General features: G+C 69.3%; 29 protein-coding genes. 15 read left to right on the forward strand and 14 right to left on the reverse strand.

The window, feature by feature from the left end:
- Nucleotides 1-113 precede the first annotated feature (113 nt).
- Together SD37_RS27530 and SD37_RS27535 are read right to left on the reverse strand one after the other, a co-directional pair.
- The gene (locus SD37_RS27530; RefSeq protein ID WP_083255326.1) at nt 114-689 is read right to left on the reverse strand and encodes a Trp biosynthesis-associated membrane protein; all 576 of its coding nucleotides are present in this window, start codon (nt 687-689) and stop codon (nt 114-116) included.
- Nucleotides 682-2,244, reverse strand: coding sequence for an anthranilate synthase component I (locus SD37_RS27535; RefSeq protein WP_044850017.1), 1,563 nt, complete (start codon nt 2,242-2,244; stop codon nt 682-684). Before SD37_RS27535 ends, SD37_RS27530 begins: the two co-directional genes overlap by 8 nt.
- Before the next feature lie 95 nt (nt 2,245-2,339).
- On the opposite strand from SD37_RS27535, the gene SD37_RS27540 reads away from it, so the two are divergent.
- Complete coding sequence (locus tag SD37_RS27540) at nt 2,340-2,945, forward strand: TetR/AcrR family transcriptional regulator (RefSeq protein WP_044850018.1); 606 nt, start codon at nt 2,340-2,342, stop codon at nt 2,943-2,945.
- Between the two features lie 403 nt (nt 2,946-3,348).
- Here SD37_RS27540 and SD37_RS27545 read toward each other — a convergent pair whose 3' ends face one another.
- The 5 genes from SD37_RS27545 to hisF form a co-directional block, all read right to left on the reverse strand.
- Nucleotides 3,349-3,978 (reverse strand): hypothetical protein, encoded by a 630-nt coding sequence (locus tag SD37_RS27545; RefSeq protein ID WP_145926748.1) that lies wholly within the window; start codon nt 3,976-3,978, stop codon nt 3,349-3,351.
- A gap of 111 nt (nt 3,979-4,089) precedes the next feature.
- Entirely contained in the window at nt 4,090-4,452 is a 363-nt protein-coding gene (locus SD37_RS27550) for a DUF1304 domain-containing protein (RefSeq protein ID WP_044850020.1), read from the reverse strand.
- On the reverse strand, nt 4,449-4,811 hold the full coding sequence (gene hisI / locus SD37_RS27555) for a phosphoribosyl-AMP cyclohydrolase (RefSeq protein ID WP_044850021.1): 363 nt from the start codon (nt 4,809-4,811) through the stop codon (nt 4,449-4,451). Before hisI ends, SD37_RS27550 begins: the two co-directional genes overlap by 4 nt.
- Nucleotides 4,801-5,190, reverse strand: a complete 390-nt coding sequence (locus tag SD37_RS27560) for a hypothetical protein (protein WP_037309600.1) — start codon at nt 5,188-5,190, stop codon at nt 4,801-4,803. Before SD37_RS27560 ends, hisI begins: the two co-directional genes overlap by 11 nt.
- Nucleotides 5,187-5,960, reverse strand: a complete 774-nt coding sequence (gene hisF, locus SD37_RS27565; RefSeq protein ID WP_037309597.1) for an imidazole glycerol phosphate synthase subunit HisF — start codon at nt 5,958-5,960, stop codon at nt 5,187-5,189. Before hisF ends, SD37_RS27560 begins: the two co-directional genes overlap by 4 nt.
- A gap of 38 nt (nt 5,961-5,998) precedes the next feature.
- Here hisF and SD37_RS27570 point away from each other — a divergent pair, with 38 nt between their 5' ends.
- The 9 genes from SD37_RS27570 (at nt 5,999) to SD37_RS27610 (ending at nt 12,844) form a co-directional block, all read left to right on the forward strand.
- Nucleotides 5,999-6,601, forward strand: a complete 603-nt coding sequence (locus SD37_RS27570) for a TetR/AcrR family transcriptional regulator (protein WP_037309595.1) — start codon at nt 5,999-6,001, stop codon at nt 6,599-6,601.
- Between the two features lie 10 nt (nt 6,602-6,611).
- On the forward strand, nt 6,612-7,829 hold the full coding sequence (locus tag SD37_RS27575) for a phytase (RefSeq protein ID WP_044850022.1): 1,218 nt from the start codon (nt 6,612-6,614) through the stop codon (nt 7,827-7,829).
- A gap of 91 nt (nt 7,830-7,920) precedes the next feature.
- Complete coding sequence (locus SD37_RS27580) at nt 7,921-8,430, forward strand: sigma-70 family RNA polymerase sigma factor (RefSeq protein WP_037309590.1); 510 nt, start codon at nt 7,921-7,923, stop codon at nt 8,428-8,430.
- Nucleotides 8,427-9,425, forward strand: a complete 999-nt coding sequence (locus SD37_RS27585) for a hypothetical protein (protein ID WP_044850023.1) — start codon at nt 8,427-8,429, stop codon at nt 9,423-9,425. The genes SD37_RS27580 and SD37_RS27585 overlap by 4 nt, the downstream gene beginning before the upstream one ends.
- A 28-nt stretch (nt 9,426-9,453) precedes the next feature.
- Nucleotides 9,454-10,377, forward strand: coding sequence for an NADP-dependent oxidoreductase (locus SD37_RS27590; RefSeq protein ID WP_044850024.1), 924 nt, complete (start codon nt 9,454-9,456; stop codon nt 10,375-10,377).
- Nucleotides 10,374-10,934, forward strand: a complete 561-nt coding sequence (locus SD37_RS27595) for a putative glycolipid-binding domain-containing protein (RefSeq protein ID WP_044850025.1) — start codon at nt 10,374-10,376, stop codon at nt 10,932-10,934. Before SD37_RS27590 ends, SD37_RS27595 begins: the two co-directional genes overlap by 4 nt.
- Before the next feature lie 48 nt (nt 10,935-10,982).
- Nucleotides 10,983-11,717, forward strand: coding sequence for an ABC transporter ATP-binding protein (locus tag SD37_RS27600; RefSeq protein WP_044850026.1), 735 nt, complete (start codon nt 10,983-10,985; stop codon nt 11,715-11,717).
- Complete coding sequence (locus SD37_RS27605) at nt 11,714-12,448, forward strand: ABC transporter permease (RefSeq protein ID WP_044850027.1); 735 nt, start codon at nt 11,714-11,716, stop codon at nt 12,446-12,448. The genes SD37_RS27600 and SD37_RS27605 overlap by 4 nt, the downstream gene beginning before the upstream one ends.
- 9 nt (nt 12,449-12,457) lie before the next feature.
- Entirely contained in the window at nt 12,458-12,844 is a 387-nt protein-coding gene (locus tag SD37_RS27610; protein ID WP_044850028.1) for a PPOX class F420-dependent oxidoreductase, read from the forward strand.
- 36 nt (nt 12,845-12,880) lie between these two features.
- Here the strand turns inward: SD37_RS27610 and SD37_RS27615 are convergent, their stop codons facing one another.
- From SD37_RS27615 to hisH, 3 genes are all read right to left on the reverse strand, one after another.
- The gene (locus SD37_RS27615; protein ID WP_044850029.1) at nt 12,881-13,231 is read right to left on the reverse strand and encodes a DUF1330 domain-containing protein; all 351 of its coding nucleotides are present in this window, start codon (nt 13,229-13,231) and stop codon (nt 12,881-12,883) included.
- A 443-nt stretch (nt 13,232-13,674) separates the two neighbouring features.
- Nucleotides 13,675-14,412, reverse strand: a complete 738-nt coding sequence (gene priA, locus SD37_RS27620) for a bifunctional 1-(5-phosphoribosyl)-5-((5-phosphoribosylamino)methylideneamino)imidazole-4-carboxamide isomerase/phosphoribosylanthranilate isomerase PriA (protein ID WP_044850030.1) — start codon at nt 14,410-14,412, stop codon at nt 13,675-13,677.
- A 259-nt stretch (nt 14,413-14,671) separates the two neighbouring features.
- Nucleotides 14,672-15,292 (reverse strand): imidazole glycerol phosphate synthase subunit HisH, encoded by a 621-nt coding sequence (gene hisH / locus SD37_RS27625; protein WP_044850031.1) that lies wholly within the window; start codon nt 15,290-15,292, stop codon nt 14,672-14,674.
- 135 nt (nt 15,293-15,427) lie between these two features.
- Between hisH and SD37_RS27630 the strand changes: the two genes are divergently transcribed.
- The 3 genes from SD37_RS27630 to SD37_RS27640 all read left to right on the forward strand — a co-directional run bounded on the left by SD37_RS27630 (nt 15,428) and on the right by SD37_RS27640 (nt 17,562).
- On the forward strand, nt 15,428-15,607 hold the full coding sequence (locus SD37_RS27630; protein ID WP_044850032.1) for a hypothetical protein: 180 nt from the start codon (nt 15,428-15,430) through the stop codon (nt 15,605-15,607).
- A 72-nt stretch (nt 15,608-15,679) separates the two neighbouring features.
- The gene (locus SD37_RS27635) at nt 15,680-16,852 is read left to right on the forward strand and encodes an acyl-CoA dehydrogenase family protein (RefSeq protein WP_044850033.1); all 1,173 of its coding nucleotides are present in this window, start codon (nt 15,680-15,682) and stop codon (nt 16,850-16,852) included.
- A 41-nt stretch (nt 16,853-16,893) separates the two neighbouring features.
- Complete coding sequence (locus tag SD37_RS27640; RefSeq protein WP_044850034.1) at nt 16,894-17,562, forward strand: NIPSNAP family protein; 669 nt, start codon at nt 16,894-16,896, stop codon at nt 17,560-17,562.
- Here the strand turns inward: SD37_RS27640 and SD37_RS27645 are convergent.
- Genes SD37_RS27645 through SD37_RS27655 form a run of 3 tightly spaced genes read right to left on the reverse strand, consistent with a single transcriptional unit; the run spans nt 17,548 to nt 19,573 of the window.
- Entirely contained in the window at nt 17,548-17,976 is a 429-nt protein-coding gene (locus SD37_RS27645; protein ID WP_044850035.1) for an NUDIX hydrolase, read from the reverse strand. The genes SD37_RS27640 and SD37_RS27645 overlap by 15 nt on opposite strands.
- A 9-nt stretch (nt 17,977-17,985) precedes the next feature.
- Nucleotides 17,986-18,876, reverse strand: coding sequence for a transketolase family protein (locus tag SD37_RS27650; RefSeq protein ID WP_044850036.1), 891 nt, complete (start codon nt 18,874-18,876; stop codon nt 17,986-17,988).
- Nucleotides 18,877-18,880: 4 nt separating this feature from the next.
- Complete coding sequence (locus SD37_RS27655) at nt 18,881-19,573, reverse strand: thiamine pyrophosphate-dependent enzyme (RefSeq protein WP_044850037.1); 693 nt, start codon at nt 19,571-19,573, stop codon at nt 18,881-18,883.
- A gap of 53 nt (nt 19,574-19,626) precedes the next feature.
- Here SD37_RS27655 and soxR point away from each other — a divergent pair, with 53 nt between their 5' ends.
- Both soxR and SD37_RS27665 read left to right on the forward strand, forming a co-directional pair.
- Entirely contained in the window at nt 19,627-20,088 is a 462-nt protein-coding gene (gene soxR, locus SD37_RS27660; protein ID WP_037309544.1) for a redox-sensitive transcriptional activator SoxR, read from the forward strand.
- 46 nt (nt 20,089-20,134) lie between these two features.
- Complete coding sequence (locus SD37_RS27665; protein WP_044850038.1) at nt 20,135-20,680, forward strand: RNA 2'-phosphotransferase; 546 nt, start codon at nt 20,135-20,137, stop codon at nt 20,678-20,680.
- Nucleotides 20,681-20,711: 31 nt separating this feature from the next.
- Here the strand turns inward: SD37_RS27665 and SD37_RS27670 are convergent, their stop codons facing one another.
- Nucleotides 20,712-21,293 (reverse strand): TetR/AcrR family transcriptional regulator, encoded by a 582-nt coding sequence (locus SD37_RS27670; RefSeq protein WP_044850039.1) that lies wholly within the window; start codon nt 21,291-21,293, stop codon nt 20,712-20,714.
- Between the last annotated feature and the right edge of the window lie 22 nt (nt 21,294-21,315).

Consider the following 21,315-nt stretch of genomic DNA (forward strand, 5'->3'; position numbering starts at 1 on the left):
GATGCTAACCCCCGCACGAATACGGCCTGGTTCCGGGTATGTCCGTTACTCCGAATGCCCACCGTGCCATCTTTCCCGGCGTAGATCTCCGAAACCCGCGAATTCCGCTGTCGTCACCGGGCCGCGGTGGGATCTTCGCCGTCGGTCAGCGCCTCCCACAGCTCGGTCTCCGGATCCTTCGCGGCCCGCTTCTTCGCCCCCGGCGCCGAGTACTTCGCGCCGAGGCGCGGCATCCGGCCCGCGCCCTTGATGGCTGCCAACCCCCCGGCGGTCACGAGAATTCCCCCGAGGATCGCCAATCCCCTGGCGCCCAGCATCTGGGCGACGGGCAGCCCGTCGGCGAATCCGGTGAACGCGCCACCGACCACGCCGATCCATACGGCCGCGATGCCCGCGACCGCGAGTACCACCCCGAGCACCCGGCGTGGCCAGCCACCGGTGGCGACCAGCCCCGCCGTGCCCGCCAGCGCGAGCAGGGCGAGCGGAATCAGCGCAACAGCGCGCTGTGACCCGGTTTCGGTGTACAGCACCGTGCCGCGCACGCCGCCGTCGCGGAACTCGGCGAACCAGACGAGCCGTGAAGATCCCCACAACGCCACCGCGCCCAAAAGCAGCCCGGCCACGGCGATCCACAGTGGACGCTTGGCCTTCCCGGCCCGCGGGGCGGCGCCTTCCGGGTCCTCAGACACGAGTGCGGTCACCTGCCGGGTCGAGTTCGTCCGCCGCGATCATCGTCTGCGCCGCCGCGACGGCGGACAGCACGGTGCGGGCCTTGTTGAGGGACTCGGTGTCCTCGTAGTCCGGCACCGAGTCGGCGACGACGCCGCCACCTGCCTGGACGTACGCGACGCCGTCCTTCATCAGCGCGGTGCGGATGGCGATCGCGGTGTCGGCGTCCCCGGCGAAGTCGAGGTACCCGACCACACCGCCGTAGAGCGCCCTGCGGGTCGGCTCCAGCTCTTCGATCAGCTGCATCGCGCGGACCTTCGGCGCGCCCGAGAGCGTCCCGGCCGGGAAACAGGCGGTGACCGCGTCGAAGGCCGTCTTGTCGTCCAGGAGTTCGCCCGTGACCGTGGAGACGATGTGCATGACGTGGCTGTAGCGCTCGACGTCGAAGAAGTCGACGACGCGCACGGTGCCGGGCTTGCAGACCTTGCCGAGGTCGTTGCGGCCGAGGTCGACGAGCATCAGGTGCTCGGCGCGCTCCTTCTCGTCCGCGAGCAGGTCCTTGGCCAGCTGCGCGTCCTCTTCCGGATCGGCGCCGCGCCAGCGGGTGCCCGCGATCGGATGGGTGGTCGCGCGGCCGTCCCGGACGGTGACCAGCGACTCCGGGCTGGAGCCGACGATGTCGAAGCCGTCCAGGCGCAGCAGGTACATGTACGGGCTCGGGTTGGACGTGCGCAGCACCCGGTAGACGTCCAGCGCGTCGGCCTGGGTTTCGATCTCGAACCGTTGCGACGGCACGATCTGGAACGCTTCGCCCGCCTTGATCGCCTCGACGGCCTTCTCGACGGCGGCGTGGAAGTCCGGCTTGGACCGGCGGCGGGTGAACTCCGGCGCCGGGCGGTCGAAGACGGCGGCCGTGGCCGGGGCCGCGACGTGCAGCTGCTGGGTCATCGCGCCGAGGCGCGCGACCGCGTCGTCGTACGCGGCGTCGACCCGCTCGGGCGAGTCGTCCCAGTTGACCGCGTTCGCGATCAGCGTGACCGTGCCCTCGTGGTGGTCGAAGGCGGCCAGGTCGGTCGCCAGGAGCATGGTGAGCTCGGGGATGTCGAGGTCGCGGTCGGCGAGTTCGGGGAGCCGTTCGAGCCAGCGGACGGCGTCGTAACCGATGTAGCCGACCATGCCGCCGGTGAGCGGCGGCATCCCGGGGAGCTGCTCGGTGTGGAGCGCGGCGACGGTCTCGCGCAGCACGGTCAGCGGGTCACCCTCGGTCGGCAGGCCGACCGGCGGCGTGCCGGTCCAGACGGCCCGGCCGTCACGCACGGTCAGCGCGGCGGGGCTGTCGACACCGATGAACGACCATCGGCTCCAGGAGGCGCCGTTCTCCGCCGATTCGAAGAGAAACGTCCCCGGCCTGTCGGCGGCGAGCTTGCGGTAGACCCCGATGGGGGTCTCACCGTCGGCGAGCACGCGGCGGACAACGGGGATGACGCGACGGCCCTCGGCGAGTGCGCGGAACTCGTCGCGCGAAGGGCTGACCGAGCCGAGCCCCGACGGGCTGGCGTGTGCGGCGCTGACCATGTCGCTCATTGTGCTGCAACGGTGCCCGGGGCCGGGACCGGGGGCAAAATTCAAGCATTGTTGAATTTTGCGGCGGGTCCGTTCATGATGACGCCATGGCTGGTGAAGACACTACCGTCCGGCGACGGGGACGGCGGCCCGGCGGGCAGGACACCCGCACGGCGCTGATCGAGGCCGCGCGCGCGGTGTTCGGCGAAAGCGGCTTCGACGGCGCGACCGTGCGCGCGATCGCGACACGCGCCGGGGTGGACGCGGCAATGGTCAACCACTGGTTCGGCAGCAAGGAAGGCCTTTTCGCGCAAGCCATCCTGAAGCTCCCGTTCGACCCGCACGAACTGCTCACGACGCTTCAGGACGGGCCCGACGACGAATTCGGCCAGCGGATCGTGCGCACCTTCCTCACCCGCTGGGACGGCGCGGGCGGCGACGTGTTCCAGGCGCTCGTCCGCAGCGTCGCCGGGCACGAGCAGGCGGCGGCCGTGCTGCGCGGGTTCTTCCAGAACTTCTTCACCAAGGTGATCGGCGGCATCGGCTCCGACAACAGCGCACTGCGGACGACCCTGTGCGCGTCGCAACTGGTCGGCATGGGGATGGTGCGGTACGTCGCGAAATTCGAGCCGATGGCTTCGAGTGAGATCGAGCCTTTGGTGACCGCGATCGCGCCGACCCTGCAGCGGTACCTGACCGGCAAGATCGACTGAAGCGACGGTAAGTGCCGGCCTCGTGAGTGGCAATGACGGTTATTGAGGGGTAAGGCAAAAATGGCGTGCCCCGCCGCGGGACCGGATTGGCTGACGGAAGCCAGTCTCGACCCCAGGTGTCCGCAAGAGACCCCTGTCCGGCCCCGGTCGTCCAATTTGAGTAGTTTGCGCGGTTTTGGGATGGGTCGTGAGTGATAAGTAGCGTTCTAACGCTCTTTATCACTCACGACCTCCTTCGGAACCGTACTTCCAGGCATCGATCGGACACCGAGGCGCTGGTGACTATCCCTTGTGGACAGACATGGGACGCACCCTGCCCCACTTGGGGCCTTCACAGCTGCGAGCCGATCGCGCCATGTTTGGCTTATCTCTCAAATAGAACCACCATTACCACTCACGAGGCTCAGTCCGTGTCCGGCTCGATCTCCTTGGCGGGAACCGTGTGGAGCGTGTCCTTGTGGAACCGGCCGCGCGGGAAGATCACGATCATGTCGGTTTCCTCGCCGCCGACGAAGACGGGAACCTTTCGGAGGCCCTTGAACCGGGGAGCGATCCGCAGCGACCGTCGCGTCTGGAGCAGCTTGTAGTCGTGCTCGAGATAGACGTCGATCTTGGGGAACAACCAGCCGGGTCGCACCGTCGCCGTGGCCTCACGCAGGCCGGTCTTCGAGGCCGAGCGATACCGGCTCCGCCAGAGCCATGCGGCGCACAGGCAAGCCGGGATGCCCAAGAAGGCGGAGAAAGACAGCAGAGTCAGCAAGTCGTCGTCGGAGCCACTGACGGCGTACCCATCGATCACCACGTGGCAGGCGACGAAGAAAGCCAGCCAGGGCACCGTTAAGGCCAGCGCACGCACCTTGAAATGCGACAGCTTCCCGATCAGCGGACCGGCCACTTCGTCGTGGATCGTCGGCGAGACGACATATTCGACTTCATCGGGGTCCGAAGTGGACAGAGGACGGCCGGCGACGCGCGGACGTCTTCTCGAGCGGTCGCCCTTGGCCGATCTTCTCTTCCCTGCCCCCGGTTTCATGCGGTGAGAATAGCCGGGAGCAGCGGCTTTCCCGGATAACGAGTTCACTGTCGCACCGAGGCAACCGCGAACCCCGGCAGCGCGTGCAAGTGAGCAGGCGCCTCGTCGGCGTCAGCCCGCGAGCAGCACCGCGATCAGCGCCAGCGTGCCGGGGACCACCTGTACGAAGAAGATCTTCTTGCTCGCCGTCGCCGTCCCGTAGAGTCCGGCCACGATCACGCAGGCGAGCCCGAAGATCTTGAACTGCCACGCCGTGCTCCCGGTCGCGATCAGCCCCCAGATCAGCGCGGCGGCCAGGAAGCCGTTGTACAGCCCCTGATTCGCCGCCAGCGTCTTGGTCTCCTCCGCGAACTCCTCGGTGGTGCCGAACGAGGCGCGGGCGCGCGGGGTCGTCCACAGGAACATCTCGAGTACGACGATGTACAGGTGGATCAGGGCGACGATGCCGACGAGGATGTTGGCGACGACGTTCACAGGTTCTCACTCTCGTCGGCCAGCAGCAGCCGCTCGTCGGTGTCGAAACAGGTGTGCGTGCCGGTGTGACAGGCCGGGCCGGTCTGGTCGACGCGCAGCAGGACGGTATCGCCATCGCAGTCGATCCGCACTTCGCGCACGTGCTGGACGTGACCCGACGTCTCGCCCTTGACCCACAGTTCCCCGCGGCTGCGCGAGTAGTAGGTCCCGCGCCGCGTGGTGAGGGTGCGTTCCAGCGCCTCGTCGTTCATCCACGCCATCATCAGCACGTCCGATGTGGAGTGTTCGACGACGACGGCGGCGATCAGCCCGTCGGCGTTGCGCTTCAAGCGATCCGAGAGGGCGGGATCAAGCGTCATTCGTGGCTCCGAGGAGGTGCCGTTTCACCGGCATCGAGTTGAGCAGGACCGCCGTGTAGATGTACCCGGCGAAAAGGAGCCCGGAGACGATCTTCACCCAGAAGAGTTCCGCCGCGAGCATGGACAGCGCGTGCAGCAGACCGAACAGGAAGCTGACGCCGAAACCGGCGAACCGCGCCGACGACATCCTCAGCACCAGCCCGGCCACGACGAGCCCGCCGAGGACCACCGAAGTCACCGGCAGCAGGAACGTCCGCGCGGTGGAGTACGGCGCGAACATGAGGATCGCGGCCATGCCCACGTACGCGAGGCCGAGTCCGGCCAGCAGCGCGCAGACGACCTTGACCTCGGTGGCGGCCTTCCATTTGGCCGGGATCATCGGACCACGACTCCCCCGGCGCGCAGCGCGCCCTTGACCTCGCCGATCTTCAACTGTCCGAAGTGGAACACGCTGGCCGCGAGCACCGCGTCCGCGCCCGCCTCGACGGCGGGGAGGAAGTGTTCGAGCGCGCCCGCGCCGCCGCTGGCGATCACCGGGACGCGGACCGCCCGGCGCACCTGGGCAAGTAGTTCGAGATCGAAACCGTTCTTGGTGCCGTCGGCGTCCATCGAGTTGAGCAGGATCTCGCCGACGCCGAGTTCCTCGCCGCGCGCGGCCCATTCGACGGCGTCGATCCCGGTACCGCGGCGCCCGCCGTGCGTGGTCACCTCGAAGCCGGACGGCGTCGGTTCGGTTCCCTCGGGCACCCGGCGGGCATCCACCGACAGGACGACGCACTGCGCGCCGAACCGGCGGGACGCCTCGCGCAGGAACTCCGGCCGCGCGATGGCCGCGGTGTTGATGCTCACCTTGTCCGCGCCCGTGCGCAGCAGGCGGTTGACGTCGTCGTTCGTGCGCACGCCGCCACCGACGGTGAGCGGGATGAACACCTGCTCGGCGGTCCGGCGCACGACGTCGAAGGTGGTCTCACGGTCCCCGGAGGACGCCGTGACGTCGAGGAACGTGAGCTCGTCGGCGCCCTCGGCGTCGTACAGGCGGGCGAGTTCGACGGGGTCGCCGGCGTCACGCAGGTCGGCGAAGTTGACACCCTTCACCACACGGCCCGCGTCGACGTCGAGACACGGGATGACCCTGACTGCGACTGACATGGGGACAAGGGTAGTCAAGGTCGTTCTAAGCTCGCGGAATGGCACAGGCGGGACGGCGGCCGGGGCAGACCGAGACGCGGGAGGAGATCCTCGACGCGGCGCGGCGCCGGTTCGCGGAGCAGGGTTACGACGGGGCGACCGTCCGCGCCATCGCGGCCGACGCCGGGGTCAACGCCGCGCTGCTGCACCACTTCTTCGGCACCAAGCAACGGCTCTTCGCCGCGTCGATGAACCTGCCGGTCGACCCGGGCGAACTGGTCCCCCGCATCCTCGACGGCCCCGAGGAGGAGATCGGCGAGCGCCTCGTCCGCGCCTTCCTCGGCCTCTGGCAGGCCCCGGAGGGCCGCGCGCCGTTCCTCGCGATGATCCGGTCCGCGACCACCAACGATCAGGTCGCGACCATGATGCGGCAGTTCCTGGAACGCGCGGTTCTGGCGAAGGTGGCCGAGGCGCGCGGCGTGCCGAAGGTCCGCGTGGCCGGGATCGCCGCGCAGATGATCGGATTCGCGCTGCTGCGTTACGTCATCGGGCTTCCGCCGTTGGTCGCCGCCTCGGAGGACGAGGTCGTCGCGATGCTGGCCCCGGTCGCGCAGTACTACCTGACCGACGGCGTTCACCGGCCGGACACCCCGCGCGGCTAGCTTCCCGAAAATGCGCATCGCTGCTCTCCTCCCTCCGCTGCTGGCGGCCTCCTTGCTCACCGGGGCACCCGCCGAAGCGAGTCAGAACCCCTCACCCGTGGCCCAGACCAGGGCGTTCGTCGACGACGCCGGTGCGGACCCGGCGAACGCCGACGCCGACGACCCGGCGATCTGGGTCCACCCGAAGAACCCTTCGGCCAGTGTCGTGCTCGGCACCCTCAAGGAAGGCGGGCTGGCCGCCTTCGATCTGAAGGCGCGGCAGCTCCAGCAGCTCGCCGTGCCCGCGGGCGGCCGGTTCAACAACGTCGACGTCATCGGTGACCTCGCGGTGGTGAGCGACCGCGGCCGGGACCGTGTCCGCGTCTACCGGATCGACCCGGCCGGCGCCGCGGCGGGCTCACGGGTGCTGCGGGACGTCACGGATCCCGCCGCCGCACCGGTCTTCTCCGCGTCGGAGTCCGAAGTGGACGAACAGCGGACGGCGTACGGGCTCGCCGCCGGACGCGATCCGCGCACCGGCACGCGCTGGGTCGCGGTGACCCGGCGGCACGAGACCCGCGTGGCGCTCTTGCGACTTGTCGACAAACCGGACGGCACCGTCGGCACGGCTCCGATCGGCACGATCGACCTGCCCGCGTCGTTCCGGCTGCCGAACGGGAAGACGTGGTCGCCGTGCGGCGAACCGGACGAGCGGCCGCAGCTGGAGGGTTCGGTGCTCGACGTCGAGCACCGGCAGCTCTACACCGCGCAGGAGGACGTCGGGATCTGGCGGATCCCGCTGGACGGCGAAGGTTTCGGCCGCCCCGAGCTGATCGACAAGGTGCGTTCGTTCGGGGTGCCGCAACGCTTCGACGAAGCCACCGAAGAGTGCGTCGCCGACGGTCCCGATCCCGGTTTCGGCGGCAAGTGGCTGACGGCGGACGCGGAGGGGCTGACGCTGGCCGACGGCAAGCTGCTCGCGTCGAGCCAGGGCGACTCGCGCTTCGTGCTCTACGACCGCCCCGGCACCCCGAGGCGCGATTTCCGGATCGTCGCCGGACGCGGGACCGACTCGGTCGAGCACTCCGACGGCGCCGCGATCACCACCCGGCCGCTGGGCCCGCTGTTCCCGCACGGCCTGCTGGTGGTGCACGACGGCGAGCGCCGTCCGGCGGCCACCGGCCCCTCCGGCGAGGAGCTCGCGACGACCGGGTTCGCCTTCGTCCGGCTGGAGGCCGTCGTGCGGTGACCGTGTTCACCGACAAAGTTCCGCTCCCCATGCATCAGCCGGCCGGTCTCGCGCGTCCATAGTGTCGAGACCACCGGCTGAGGGGGAACACGTGCCTGCGACCTTCGACGAGTTCGTCGCGGATCGCCTGGACGGGCTCCTGCGCTACGCGACCGTCCTGACCGACGATCCGTATCTGGCGCAGGACATCGTGCAGGAGGTGCTGCTGCGTGCTCAGCAACGCTGGCCGAAGATCGACTCGCCACCGACGTACGTCCGCCGGATGGTGACCAACGAGTACCTGTCGTGGCGACGGCGCCTGTCGGTCCGCCGGGTGGTGTCGTCGTCGCCGGAGGTACTCGACCTGGTGAGCCCGCCGGTCTCCGATCACGCCATCGAGTACGACGAACGCGACGCGATGCTGGACAGGCTCGCGAAGCTCCCGCGCAAACAACGTGCCGCGATCGTGCTCCGCTACTACGAGAACTACTCCGACGAGGAGATCGGCGCGGTACTCCGCTGCGCGACGTCGACCGTGCGCAGCCAGATTTCGCGCGCGCTCGCGACGCTGCGGGAAACCGGGTCGTCTTCGTCTGTTCAGCCCACGGGAGCGCGCAAATGACCCGACTGAGTGAAGAGAACACCGAACGCCTGATCCGGGAGAGCCTCGAACACCTGGCGACACGGGCGCCCGACGGGGCCGAGATCCGCGACGCGCTGGACCAGCGATCGCGAAGCCGTCCGACGATGGCCTTGGCACTGGTCGCGGCCGCGGTCGCGCTCATCGCGCTCGGGGTGCCGCTGGCGCTGCGGGCCTACACAGCCGTCCCCCCGGCTTCGCAGGTGAACGCCGACTGGGCCGTGCTGCCCTACAAGCCGGGGTGGCTGCCCGACGGTTTCAAGGAGACCCTGCGGGCCACGAAGCCGCACCCCGCGCCGCAGACGCGGGAGTGGAGCGCCGGCGAACAGGGTCAGATCCAGCTGACCAGCACCCCGCTGGCCAAGGGCGGCGGGCCGTGGACGATCGCGCCCGCGCCCAATCAGATCATCGTGCACGGCCGGGTCGGCATGGCGGCGGAGGTCTACGGCCAGGGGCTGCTGCTGACCTGGTCCCCCGACGACGTCTACCTGCTGAACTTGAGATTGCTCAACGTCAAGGACCCGCGCGCGGTCGGCCAGCGGGTCGCCGACGAGATGGTCAAGGACGACCGTGCCCGGGTGTCGGGCGAATTGCGGTTCGGCAAGCTGCCCGACGACCTGGAGTTGTCCGGGGTCAGCACGTTCATGACGGTCGGCGGGGGTGCGACCGATCTCGAAGCCACCCGTGCCGGGCAGCCCACGGCGGCGGCGGTCGTCACGGCCTCGCTCCGGGCCGAACGGCCGGACAACGGCGACGCCACGCCCGTGCCGCTCAGGGTCCGGGGCCTCGACGGTTTCGCCCTGCCGCCGAGGGAAGGCAGGCTCGGCCACCAGGACGAAACGGTCGCCGTCCAGGTGGAGGGCGGGCGGTGGCTCATCGTGTCGGGGAAACGGGACCGGGCCACCCTGCTCGACATCGCGAACGGCGTTCAGCTGATCCCCGGCGACTACGGCTGGTTCGGGAAGGTGCCGGAATAGCGGCGGGCGGGCACGGGTTGTCGACGGCATGACGGACACCTACCGCGCCATCGCGTTCACCGAATACGGCGACTCCGGGGTCCTGCGTGTCCTCGAACGGGAGCTTCCCGAGCCCGGTCCCGGCCAGGTCCGGATCGCCGTCCGCGCCGCGGGCGTGAACCCGATCGACTGGAAGATCCGGTCCGGCCTCATGGCCGAGGTGTTCCCGACGACGTTCCCTGCCGTCCCCGGCGGAGACGTCGCCGGCGTCGTCGACGCGGTCGGCGAAGGGGTGTCCGGCTTCGCCGCCGGTGACGAGGTCCTCGGAACCGGCATCGGCGGATACGCGGAGTACGTCCTCGCGGATCCGGCGAAACTGACCCGCAAGCCCGAAGCGCTCTCCTGGGAGCTGGCGGCGGCGCTGCCCGTCGTCGTCGACACCGCCTATCGCGCCCTCAACCTGCTGAACCTCGGCGAGGGCGAGACGCTGCTCATCGACGGGGCCGCGGGCGGTGTCGGCACCATCGCCGTCCAGCTCGCCGTCGCGCGCGGGCTCACCGTCGTGGGCACCGCGAGCGAAGCGAACCACGACTACCTGCGCTCACTGGGCGCCGTCCCGGTGCAGTACGGCGAAGGACTCGCCGCACGCGTACGCGAAGTCGCACCGCAAGGCATCGACGCGTCCTTTGACGCCTCCGGACGGGGCTCGCTGGGCGCCCTGGTCGAGCTGACCGGTGGCCCGAAGCGCGTCGTCACCATCGCCGCGCCGGACGCGGCCGACCACGGCGTCCACTTCACCTCCGGGACACCGTCCGAGCGGGTACCCGGGGCGCTCGCCGAAGGTGCCGCACTCGCCGCCGAAGGCAAGCTCGACCTGCCGATCGCCCGGGTCTATCCGCTCGCCGAAGCGGCGGCCGCCCAGGACGAGAGCGAAGCGGGACACGTCCGGGGCAAGCTCGTCCTGGTGCCGTGAGCCTCCCGGCGGCGGCGAGCTGGCGCCATCAGGATTCGAGGACCGGTCTCGAGGTCGCGTTCTTCCATGGCCACGAAGGTGGCTGGCGGATCAACGGCGCCACGACGGCGGTCGAGGACGGCGAGTCCTGGTTCGTCGAATACTCGATCGCCGTCGACGCCGACTGGCATACGCGGCGGGCGGAGATCTCCGGCCGGTCGGCCACCGGGACCCGGCGCACGGTACTCGAAGCGGACGGCGGCGGGCGATGGCGCGTGGACGGTGTCCCTGATCCGCGCCTCGACGGCTGTTTCGACGTCGACCTCGAGTCGTCGTCGATGACGAACACGTTGCCGGTGCACCGGCTCGGCCTCGCCCTGGGCGCCGCCGCGGAGGCACCCGCCGCGTACGTCCGGGCCGGTGATCTCGCCGTGGAGCGCCTGGAGCAGCGCTACGAGCGGATCGGCGACCGCGATTTCGCCTATACCGCACCGGTTTTCGCGTTCTCCTGCGTGCTGCGCTACGACGAGCACCTGCTGGTCGTCGACTATCCGGGCATCGCGGTCCGGCTGCCCTGAACCACGCCCTCTTGACGAGCGGTTCTCGACGGGCGCAGAATTAAACACATGGCTAATTCGGCGATCACCGTGACCGGCCTGCGGGTGGTCCGCGGCGGCCGCGAAGTCGTCAAGGACATCGGGTTCGAGACACCGCGCGGCCGCATTACCGGCCTGCTCGGCCCCAGTGGCTGCGGCAAGACGACGCTGATGCGCTCGGTCGTCGGCGTGCAGATCGTCGCGGGCGGCGAGGTCACCGTGCTCGGCCATCCCGCGGGTAGCCCGCCACTGCGGAGGCTGATCGGCTACGCCACCCAGAACCCGGCCATCTACGCCGATCTCACCATCGCGGAAGCCTTGCGCTACTTCGCCTCCGTCCTCCGCGCACCACTGTCCGATGTGGACAGGGTGCTCGTCGAGGTCGGCCTCACCGAGCACGCGGACAAACTGGTCGGCTCCCTTTCGGGCGGCCAGCACAGCCGCGCCAACCTCGCCGTCGCCCTGCTCGGGAAACCCGAGCTGCTCGTCCTCGACGAGCCGACCGTGGGGCTCGATCCCCTGCTCCGCGACGAACTCTGGGCACTGTTCCGCCGCCTCGCCGACGGCGGGGCGACGCTGCTCGTGTCGAGCCACGTCATGGACGAGGCCGCGCGCTGCGACCATCTCCTGCTCATGCGCGAGGGCCGGATCCTCGCCGACGACACCCCCGACGGACTGCGCGAACGCACCGGCACGGCCGATCTCGAACAGGCCTTCCTGCGGCTGGTCCGCGCGGCGTCGAAGCCGGAGGTGACCCCGTCGTGAATCCCGCGCTGACCCTGGCCACGGCCCGCCGCATCCTCCTGCAGCTACGGCACGATCCGCGCACCGTCGTGATGCTGATCGTCGTCCCGTCCCTGCTGATGGTGCTGCTGCGCTTCGTCTTCAACTCCGAGCCGGTCTTCAGTCACGTCGCGCCGGCGCTGCTCGGCGTCTTCCCGTTCACGATCATGTTCCTGATCACCTCGATCACCACCCTGCGCGAACGCACCACGGCGACCCTGGAACGGCTGATGACCCTGCCGATCGGCAGGCTGGACCTGCTCTTCGGCTACGCGATCGCGTTCGGCTCGATCGCGATCGTGCAGGTCGCCGTCGCGGCCGGGATCTCACTCGCCTGGCTGGGCCTCGACATCGCGGGCTCGATCGCGATGCTGCTGCTCATCGCCGTCCTCGACGCCCTGCTCGGGATGGCGCTCGGCCTGTTCGTGAGCGCGTTCGCGCGGACGGAGTTCCAGGCGGTGCAGTTCATGCCGCTGTTCGTGCTGCCGCAGCTCCTGCTGTGCGGGCTGTTCGTGCCGCGCGGCCAGATGGGCTGGCTGCTGAACCTGCTGTCCGACGTGATGCCGCTTTCGTACGCCGTCGAAGCGCTCACCCGCGTCACCACTTCGGGCACCGTGGACGCGACGCTGATCCGGAACCTGGTCATCGTCGGCGCGTGCGCACTGGCCGCGCTGGTCCTCGGCGCGGCGACGCTGCGCCGCCGCACGCCCTAGACTCTCCACATGGGATCGGAGTTCGAGCGGCTCGCCGCCGAGAAGTACGTCGTCCTGACCACCTTCCGCAAGAACGGCACCCCGGTGCCGACACCGATCTGGCTGGCGGGTGACGGCGGCGAACTGGTTTTCTGGTCCGAGCGGAAGGCGGGCAAGGTCAAGCGCATCCGCAACAGCGGCCGCGTCGAGGTCCAGGCCTGCGACCTCCGCGGCACCAAGACCCATGGCGCCGTCGTCGCGGGCGAGGCGCGGCTGCTGGACCTCGAGGAGACCGAACGCGCGCGCAAGGTGATCGCCCGGAAGTACGGGATCGTCGGGCAGGTGACCATGTTCTTCGGCAAGCTGCGGGGGCCGAAGGACCGGACGGTGGGAATCGCGGTCAAGCTGGTGGAATGACCTCGGTCTCATGGCGGTTCTAACCGTCATCACCACTCACGAGGCGTTTTGGTGGGCCCGCATGGCCGCGGCCATCGCCGCCGAATCGTGGTCCGGTCCGCAGCCCTCGACCAGGATCAGGTCGCCCGGGATGTGATCCGCCCGCAGGTGCAGGATCTCCTGGTACGCGGGCGAGTCGTACCACTCGCGCGCCGCCGCGGCGCTCGGGAACTCGATCATCACCAGCGTCCCCGGCCATTCGCCTTCGAGGACCTGCACCTCGGCTCCGTGCACGAGGAACTTCCCGCCGAAGGGATCCAGCGTGCCCTGGATCCGCTCCAGGTATTCGAAGACCTCTTCGGCCGTCACGGCGGGCGGGCGAAGGTGGACGAGTCCGTAGGCGGTCATGGTGTCCCTCCAGGTTTTCGTTGTCCTGGAAGGAATCCTGACCGAACGCGCGCGTGGCGTCGATTACCTGGGAGGTAAAGCGGGGCGTGAGGCGCGGTGACACCTACGCCACAGGGAGCAAAGGTGTCGGGTGACAAGCGCGCGAGTTGTCACTCAAGGTGAGGGGTGTGTGGAAATAGAGACGCTCACTGTCTCTATTTCCACACACCCCTCCCCATCTCCACCAGTCTGGCCGGGCCGATCACGCGGGACTTTGCGGATTTCTGGTCATCCAACGTCCCAAAATCCACACAGTCGAGACCTCGGCCGGTGAGACATCGGGTCACGGAACCGACCACAACGCCGACGTAGCCCGCGTGAAGGCCCCCTTCCCTCGGCTGAGCCGAGGGAAGGGGGCCTTCACGCGCTACCGGGCCGAGTCGGTCCCGCCACGGGTGTGAAGCTCAGAACTCCGCGACGGCTGCGAGCGCCTCGGGCAGGGTGAACGCCCCGGCGTAGAGCGCCTTGCCGACGATGGAGCCCTCGACACCGTCGCGCGCCAGCGCGGCCAGCGCGCGGAGATCGTCCACACTGGACACTCCGCCGGAGGCGATGACCGGCGCGTCGGTGCGGGCGGCGACCTCGCGGAGCAGGTCGATGTTCGGGCCCTGGAGGGTGCCGTCCTTGCTCACGTCGGTGACCACGTAGCGCTGCGCGCCGTCACGGTCGAGCCGGTCGAGGACGTCCCACAGGTCGCCGCCGTCCTGCGTCCAGCCGCGCGCGGACAGCCGGTGCCCGGCCTCGGTGATGCGCACGTCCAGCCCGATGGCGACGCGGTCGCCGAAGGAGGAAACGACCTTCGCGGTCCACTCCGGGTCTTCCAGCGCGGCGGTGCCGAGATTGACCCGGCGGGCGCCGGTGGCCAGCGCGGCCTCCAGCGAGGCGTCGTCGCGGATGCCGCCGGACAGCTCCACCTGGACGTCCAGCTTGCGGACGACCTCGGCGAGCAGTTCACGGTTCGAGCCCTTGCCGAACGCGGCGTCGAGGTCGACCAGATGGATCCACTCCGCCCCGTCACGCTGCCAGGCCAGCGCCGCCTCCAGCGGGCTGCCATAGGAGGTCTCGGTGCCGGCCTCGCCCTGGACGAGTCGCACGGCCTGGCCATCGGCCACATCAACGGCGGGAAGGAGCGTGAAAGTCACGGGCACACTCTATGACAGGCGGTTACGGGATGTCCCCAAGGGCGCACCCCGCCGCGGTCGTGAGCGGTGAGGGCGTTAGCGCCGAGGGTGTTTCAGGTACCTACCGGGTGTGAGTTAGCGGGTGGCCGTGAAGGCCTCCTTGAGGGACTCTGGGTCCCTCAAGGAGGCCTTCACGGCCGGCTCGGACCATCGCCACCAGGCTCGGTGACGCCATCACCACTAAGAGGGAGTTCGGTCAGAACGTCACTTACTCACGACATCAGAGGGTGCCCAGCCAGTTGCGCAGCAGGTGCGCCCCGGCGTCCCCGGACTTCTCCGGGTGGAACTGCGTCGCCCACAGCGGCCCGTTTTCGACAGCGGCGACGAAGTCCTGGCCGTGGTTCGCCCAGGTCACCTTCGGCTGCTGCCCGGCGAGCCCGGAATCCAGCTCCCAGGTCCGCGCCGCGTAGGAGTGCACGAAGTAGAACCGCGTGTCGGCGTCGAGCCCCGCGAAGAGCTGGGAGTCCTCCGGAGCGCGCACGGTGTTCCAGCCCATGTGGGGCAGGATCTCGGCCTCCAGCCTGTCGACCGTGCCGGGCCACTCACCGGTGCCCGCGGCCTCTTCGCCGTGCTCGACACCGCGTTCGAACAGGATCTGCATCCCGACGCAGATGCCCAGCACGGGACGGCCGCCGGCGAGGCGTTTGCCGATGATCTTCTCCCCCGACACCGAGAGCAGCCCCTCCATACAGGCGGAGAAAGCGCCGACACCGGGGACGACCAGGCCGTCCGCCTCGAGCGCGGCATGGGGATCGGCGGTGACCTCGACGTCCGCGCCGGCGCGCTGGACGGCGCGTTCGGCGGACCGGAGATTGCCGGACCCGTAGTCCAGGATCACCACACGAGGAGTAGCCACGCGCCCCAGGTTAGCGGACCGGATTTTCTCCGGATTCCACGTTTGACTCTTCATTCGTTCGGGTAATAACCACGCCGAGTGAAAGGCCGGCGCAGGACCGCCTGCACTTCTGGAGGAACGATGCGGGACGCCGACGACCTGACCAGCCTTCTTCGGGCCTGGCGCGAGGACATCGAGAGTGTCCCTTTCCCGAGCTTCGCGGAGTTGCTGATCCCCGCGCAGAAGCAGCGCTCCGCCCCCGTCCGGACGGCCACGGCATCGGTTCAGGTGACGAAGACCACGGGATGGCGCGATCTCTGACACCCGACTCCGGTCGTGTGTGTGGTTTTCTTCGTAGAGCCACACCCCACCGAGCCGACCAGGAGTGACCGCATGAGCAGCAGCCCGGATCCGCGCGACTTCCTCGATCTCGACGCCGAACTCTCCGCGGAGGACCGGGCCATCCGTGACGCCGTGCGCGCGTACGCGCACGATCAGCTCCTGCCGAACATCGCCGAATGGTACGAAACGGGCGTTCTCCCCGCCGCCGAACTCGCGAAGGGGTTCGGCCAGCTGGGCCTTCTGGGCATGCACCTGGAGGGCTACGGCTGCGCCGGGACCAGCGCCGTCGCCTACGGCATCGCCTGCCGCGAGCTGGAGGCCGTCGACTCCGGGCTGCGCAGTTTCGTCTCGGTGCAGGGTTCGCTGGCGATGTACGCGATCCACAAGTGGGGCACCGAGGAGCACAAGCGGGAGTGGCTGCCGCGGATGGCCGCCGGTGAGGCGCTCGGCTGCTTCGGCCTCACCGAACCGGACGCCGGCAGCGACCCGGGCAGTATGCGGACCCGCGCGGTGCGCGACGGCTCGGACTGGGTGCTGAGCGGCACGAAGATGTGGATCACCAACGGCACCGTCGCCGACGTCGCGGTCGTCTGGGCGCAGACCGACGACGGCGTGCGCGGCTTCGTCGTCCCCACGGACACGCCGGGGTTCACCGCGAACGAGGTCAAGCACAAGCTGTCGCTGCGGGCCTCGCTGACCGCGGAACTCGTGCTCGACGGCGTCCGCTTGCCGGAATCGGCGGCGTTCCCCGAGGTCCGGGGTCTGCGCGGCCCGCTGTCCTGCCTGAACGAAGCGCGCTACGGGATCCTGTTCGGCGTCGTCGGCGCCGCGCGGTCCTGCTACGAATCCGCGCTCGAGTACACGCTGAGCCGGGAACAGTTCGGCAAGCCGCTGGCCGGGTTCCAGCTCACCCAGCGCAAGCTCGCCGACCTCGTCGTCGAGGTCAACCGCGCCGGGCTGGTGGCGCTGCGGATCGGGCGGCTCAAGGACGCGGGCACGTTGCACCACAACCACGTCAGCTTCGGCAAGCTCGCCAACGTCCGGTCGGCTTTGGAGGTCGCCAGGACCGCGCGCGCCATGCTCGGCGCCAACGGGATCTCGCTGGAGTATCCGGTGATGCGGCATATGTCGAACCTCGAAACGGTGCTGACCTACGAAGGCACCGAAGAGATGCACGCGCTGTCACTGGGCCAGTCGGTCACCGGGCTCGCCGCCTTCCGCTGAGCGCACCGAAACTGTCGGTGGGGCCCTCTAGGGTCCGCCGCATGACCGATTCCGCCGAGTTCCAGTCCGTCGTCGAGCTGCGCCGGTACACGCTGCACCCCGGCCGCCGGGACGAGCTGATCGAACTCTTCGAACGCGAGTTCGTGGAAACGCAGGAAGCCTGCGGGATGCGCTTGTTCGGCCAGTTCCACGAGGTGGGCGAACCGGACAAGTTCGTTTGGCTGCGCGGTTTCCGGGACATGGAGACCAGGCGGGCCGCGCTGGGGTCGTTCTACTTCGGGCCGGTGTGGCGCGAACACGGCCCGGCGGCGAACGAGACGATGATCGACGCTTCCGACGTCCTGCTGCTGCGGCCGTCCGGGCCGGGATTCCCCGCTCCGGACGGCGCATCCGATTCGCGGGTGCTGGTGACGATCTGCCATCCCACCGGGCCGGTGAAGGAGTTTTCCGAGTACTTCGCGGACACCGTGGCTCCGGCACTGCGGGAGTCCGGCGTGGAGACCTTCGGCCACTTCGAGACCGAGCCCGCCGAGAACACCTTCCCCCGCCTTCCCGTACGGGAGAACGAGACGGTGTTCGTCTGGTTCGCCAAGGCCGCCGAAGAACACCGGGAACTTCTCGACCGGACGGGCGCCGGGCTCGCGAGCAGGCTCGAACGTCCCTGGCAGCGCCTGGAACTCACGCCGACCCCGCGGTCACGCCTGCGCTGAAAGGAGTTCCGCGAGCCCATCCGGATAAAGGATCGCCTTGCCGCTCGCCACGTCGGCCAGCGGCAGCCAGTGCACGCGTGTGCCCTCATCGAGGACGACGCCGACCTCGTCGCGCTCGTAGAACGCCTTGTCGGCCAGTCCGGCGGCGAACAGGAACACGATCTCGTGCCCCGCCCTGCCTTCGTAAGTGAACACGTTCTCCAATACCGCGATCTGTTCGACGGCGGTCAGCTCCGCGTCGAGTTCCTCCTTCAGTTCGCGGCGGACCGCTTCCGCCGCGGTCTCCCCGAACTCGATCCCGCCGCCGAGCGGCCGATGATAGGTCTCCCCCTTGGCCTCGTCGCGGCCTTCGAACACCAGGAGGTCGTCACCACGGCGGACGATCGCGAGCGCGAGCGGGCGGATAGCGGGCATCCACCGAACCTAGTGGAGGAATTCCTTGACCGACAAGGCGATGGACCCCGCGTCGAGACCGTGCGCGAGATCGTGGTCGGCCATCTCGCCGTAGATCCGCACCTCGGCCTCGCGCCGGACTCCGAGCGAGAGCAGACGGTGCGGCTTTTCGGACAACGCGTCCGAAACCGCGTGCGCCGACGTTCCCGCGAGGTAGGGCTCGATCAGCACGACGTCGGTGGTGCCCGCCGCGGCGACGGCCGACCGCAGCCCGGCGGCGTCGAACGGCCGGATCGTCGACGTGTACAGCACGGTCACGTCGAGATCGGCGGTCGCTTCCAGCGCCCGGTCGAGCATCGGCCCGACGGCCACCACGACACCTCGGCCGCCTTCACGCAGCGTCTGGAATCCCGCGCCCAGATGCGATTCCGCGTTCTCCTGCGCGGAGAGCCGGAGGTAGACGCGCCCGTCGCCCGGGATGGATTCCAGCAGCAGCCGCCGCGCTTCTTCGGGGTGACCGGGTACGTGCACGGTCCAGCCGGGCAGCGTGTCGATGAGGGCGACGTCCCCGGGCGCCTGATGCGTCCGACCGGCGGTCGGCATGTCGTAGGAGGCACCCGCGGACACCAGCACAGCGCCGGTGTCCTGGTGGCCGAGATCGAGTTTGATCTGTTCGAACGCCCGCTCCACGAGGAACGACGAGAAGGTGTGGACGATCGGGCGCATCCCGGCCAGCGCCAGCCCGCCCGCGGTGCTCATCATCAGCTGTTCGCGGATACCGACGTTGACCACGCGGTCCGGATGTTTCCGCGCGGCGAAGGCGAGTTGTGCCGCGGAGATGTCGGCGAGCACGACGGCGACGTTCGGGTCGGCGTCGAGCACCTCGGCGGTGGCCTTGAGGAATGTTTCACGCATGTCCACGGGTTCAGGCCTTTCGCTCGACGGTCGCGACCACGGCGAGCGGCCGGTCCGGATGGGGTGCGGTGAAGGCGGCGTAGAGGGCGTCGTGGTCCCGGCCGTCGACGGTGCGGGTCGTCCAGCCCTCGACCTCGAATCGGCGTGCGATCCCGCCAGGCCAGCCATGGGTGGCCGAGGAGTTGTCGATGACGACGACGGTCAGCTGTGGCATGCCGATCCGGCCCGCGACCGCGATGGCCTCGGAGTTCGAGCCTTCGTCGAGTTCGGCGTCGCCGATCAGCGCGACGACCTTGGCGTCGCGGAATCCCTTGGCGCGCAGGCCGAACACGGTACCGACGGCGATCGGGAGGCCGTGGCCGAGCGAACCGCTGGAGATCTCGGCACCGGGCAGCCGCGCCCGGTCGGGATGGTGCCCGAGCCGGGATTCCGCCGAGGTCCAGCCGGCGAGTTCGTCCTCGCCAAGGAATCCCTTCTTCGCCAGGACGGCGTAGTAGGCCATCGGGCCGTGGCCCTTCGACAGCAGGAAACGGTCGCGGCCGGGATCACGGAGATTGTCGGGAGTGATGTCGAGCACGCGATCGTAAAGCACCCACAGGACGTCCACAGTGGACTCGGCCGCGGCCTGGTGTTTCTCGTCCCCGGTCATCAACGAGATCAGTCTCGGCAGATCCTCGTAGCCGGTTTTCGTGTCGGTGGTCATGGAATCGAGCGTGCAACCTCGACTTAGGTCGAAGTCAAGGCTAGCCTGGCGACGTGACGAGACTGGCTGAACACCTGAGCATCGGGCAGGTCGCCGACCGCAGCGGCGTGCCCCATACCGCTTTGCGCTTCTACGAGGACAAAGGGCTGATCAGCTCGGAGCGCTCGGCGGGCAACCAGCGGCGGTATCCGCGTTCGGTGCTCCGCCGGATCGCCTTCATCCGGGCCGCGCAGCGGGTCGGTCTCAGCCTCGACGACATCAGCTCGGCACTGGAGACCTTACCGAAGGACCACGCCCCCACCAAAGCCGACTGGGCGCGGCTTTCCCGCGGCTGGCAGGACGAGCTCGACGCGCGGATCGACGCGCTGCAGCGGCTGCGTGACAGGCTGACCGGCTGCGTCGGCTGCGGTTGCCTGTCCTTGCGCAGCTGCGGGCTCTACAACGCCGACGACCAGATGTCCCGGTTCGGCCCCGGCGCGGGGAAACTGCGTCCGGCCGCCGAGGGCGGCATCTGAAATCCGTTGCCACGCGGGTGCCGGGTATGCGTCACTGGGACGCGAAATGGAAGAAAGACAGCTCATCCGAGTCTCGAAACGACTCTCCCGGCACCTGCGGCACGCGCCCGGTGACCTCGGTATCACCCTGACCCCCGACGGCTGGGTCGAAGTGGACACCCTCTTGGCCGCCTTGCGACGCGACGGGCTGAACCTGACCAGGGCCCAGCTCGACGAAGTCGTGGCGGGCAACGACAAACAGCGGTTCGCCTTCGACGAAAGCGGGCTGCGGATCCGCGCCAGCCAAGGCCACAGCGTCGACGTCGACCTCGCGCTGCCCGCGGCCATCCCGCCGGACGTGCTCTACCACGGGACCGTGTCCCGGTTCCTTGACGCGATCCTGCGCGAGGGACTCCGGCCGATGAAGCGGCACGCCGTGCACCTGTCGGCGGACCCGGCCACCGCGCGGACCGTCGGAGCCCGGCGCGGTGTCCCCGTCGTGCTCACCGTCGACGCGCGGGGCATGGCCGAGGCCGGGCACGAATTCCAGGTGAGCGCGAACGGCGTCTGGCTCACCGCCGCCGTCCCGCCGGGATTCCTGCGCCGTCCCTAGCGCGGGCGGTGCCTGCCTTGCCCCCCTCGCCTCACGCGGTGGGCCCCGGACGGCGGCGCGGCCGGTTCAGGAGCTTGCGGGCGACACTGATCAGCGTTTCCCGCAGCGTCTCGGCGTCGAGTGAGGCGAGGTCGGGAGAGCCGCCGGCGAGGGCGATCCCGGCGAGCAGCACCTGCGCGGTCACGATCGCGGCGAGGTCCGGATCCGGGCCGACCAGGATTTCGAGCAGCCGGTTCTTGAAGGTCTCCGAACTGTGCACCGACTTCTCGATCGCGCGGGCGATGCCGGGGTCGCTGGAGAACAACGCGACCAGCGCGCGGTGCCGCACCACGAGATCGACGAAACCGTCCAGCAGATGGTCGATCTGCGCGCCGCGGGTGCGCTGGGCGCGGGCGTCGTCGACGATGCCCTCCAGTTCGCGCAGCACCGGCTCGGCGACGGATTCGGTGATCTCCGCCTTCGTCTTGAAGTGGTAGTACACGGCCGCCTTGGTGACGCCGAGGGCGTCCGCGATCATCTGCAGCGAGGTGCCTTCCACGCCGTGTTCGGTGAACAGCCGCAACGCCGTCTGGAGCAGTCGCGTGCGGGTGTCCTCCACGTGGACGACGTCCATGTTCCCTCCTCATTCAGCCGTC

It is taken from the genome of Amycolatopsis orientalis (assembly GCF_000943515.2).
Classification (GTDB): domain Bacteria; phylum Actinomycetota; class Actinomycetes; order Mycobacteriales; family Pseudonocardiaceae; genus Amycolatopsis; species Amycolatopsis orientalis.

What these genes read in the sequence shown, in the direction of transcription:
- SD37_RS27535 (WP_044850017.1), bottom strand. Translation starts at nt 2,244, where the DNA reads ATGGTCAGCGCCGCACACGCCAGCCCGTCGGGGCTCGGCTCGGTCAGC.
- SD37_RS27540 (WP_044850018.1), top strand. Translation starts at nt 2,340, where the DNA reads ATGGCTGGTGAAGACACTACCGTCCGGCGACGGGGACGGCGGCCCGGC.
- SD37_RS27545 (WP_145926748.1), bottom strand. Translation starts at nt 3,978, where the DNA reads ATGAAACCGGGGGCAGGGAAGAGAAGATCGGCCAAGGGCGACCGCTCG.
- hisI (WP_044850021.1), bottom strand. Translation starts at nt 4,811, where the DNA reads ATGACGCTTGATCCCGCCCTCTCGGATCGCTTGAAGCGCAACGCCGAC.
- SD37_RS27560 (WP_037309600.1), bottom strand. Translation starts at nt 5,190, where the DNA reads ATGATCCCGGCCAAATGGAAGGCCGCCACCGAGGTCAAGGTCGTCTGC.
- hisF (WP_037309597.1), bottom strand. Translation starts at nt 5,960, where the DNA reads ATGTCAGTCGCAGTCAGGGTCATCCCGTGTCTCGACGTCGACGCGGGC.
- SD37_RS27570 (WP_037309595.1), top strand. Translation starts at nt 5,999, where the DNA reads ATGGCACAGGCGGGACGGCGGCCGGGGCAGACCGAGACGCGGGAGGAG.
- SD37_RS27575 (WP_044850022.1), top strand. Translation starts at nt 6,612, where the DNA reads ATGCGCATCGCTGCTCTCCTCCCTCCGCTGCTGGCGGCCTCCTTGCTC.
- SD37_RS27585 (WP_044850023.1), top strand. Translation starts at nt 8,427, where the DNA reads ATGACCCGACTGAGTGAAGAGAACACCGAACGCCTGATCCGGGAGAGC.
- SD37_RS27590 (WP_044850024.1), top strand. Translation starts at nt 9,454, where the DNA reads ATGACGGACACCTACCGCGCCATCGCGTTCACCGAATACGGCGACTCC.
- SD37_RS27600 (WP_044850026.1), top strand. Translation starts at nt 10,983, where the DNA reads ATGGCTAATTCGGCGATCACCGTGACCGGCCTGCGGGTGGTCCGCGGC.
- SD37_RS27610 (WP_044850028.1), top strand. Translation starts at nt 12,458, where the DNA reads ATGGGATCGGAGTTCGAGCGGCTCGCCGCCGAGAAGTACGTCGTCCTG.
- SD37_RS27615 (WP_044850029.1), bottom strand. Translation starts at nt 13,231, where the DNA reads ATGACCGCCTACGGACTCGTCCACCTTCGCCCGCCCGCCGTGACGGCC.
- SD37_RS27630 (WP_044850032.1), top strand. Translation starts at nt 15,428, where the DNA reads ATGCGGGACGCCGACGACCTGACCAGCCTTCTTCGGGCCTGGCGCGAG.
- SD37_RS27635 (WP_044850033.1), top strand. Translation starts at nt 15,680, where the DNA reads ATGAGCAGCAGCCCGGATCCGCGCGACTTCCTCGATCTCGACGCCGAA.
- SD37_RS27640 (WP_044850034.1), top strand. Translation starts at nt 16,894, where the DNA reads ATGACCGATTCCGCCGAGTTCCAGTCCGTCGTCGAGCTGCGCCGGTAC.
- SD37_RS27645 (WP_044850035.1), bottom strand. Translation starts at nt 17,976, where the DNA reads ATGCCCGCTATCCGCCCGCTCGCGCTCGCGATCGTCCGCCGTGGTGAC.
- SD37_RS27655 (WP_044850037.1), bottom strand. Translation starts at nt 19,573, where the DNA reads ATGACCACCGACACGAAAACCGGCTACGAGGATCTGCCGAGACTGATC.
- SD37_RS27665 (WP_044850038.1), top strand. Translation starts at nt 20,135, where the DNA reads ATGGAAGAAAGACAGCTCATCCGAGTCTCGAAACGACTCTCCCGGCAC.
- SD37_RS27670 (WP_044850039.1), bottom strand. Translation starts at nt 21,293, where the DNA reads ATGGACGTCGTCCACGTGGAGGACACCCGCACGCGACTGCTCCAGACG.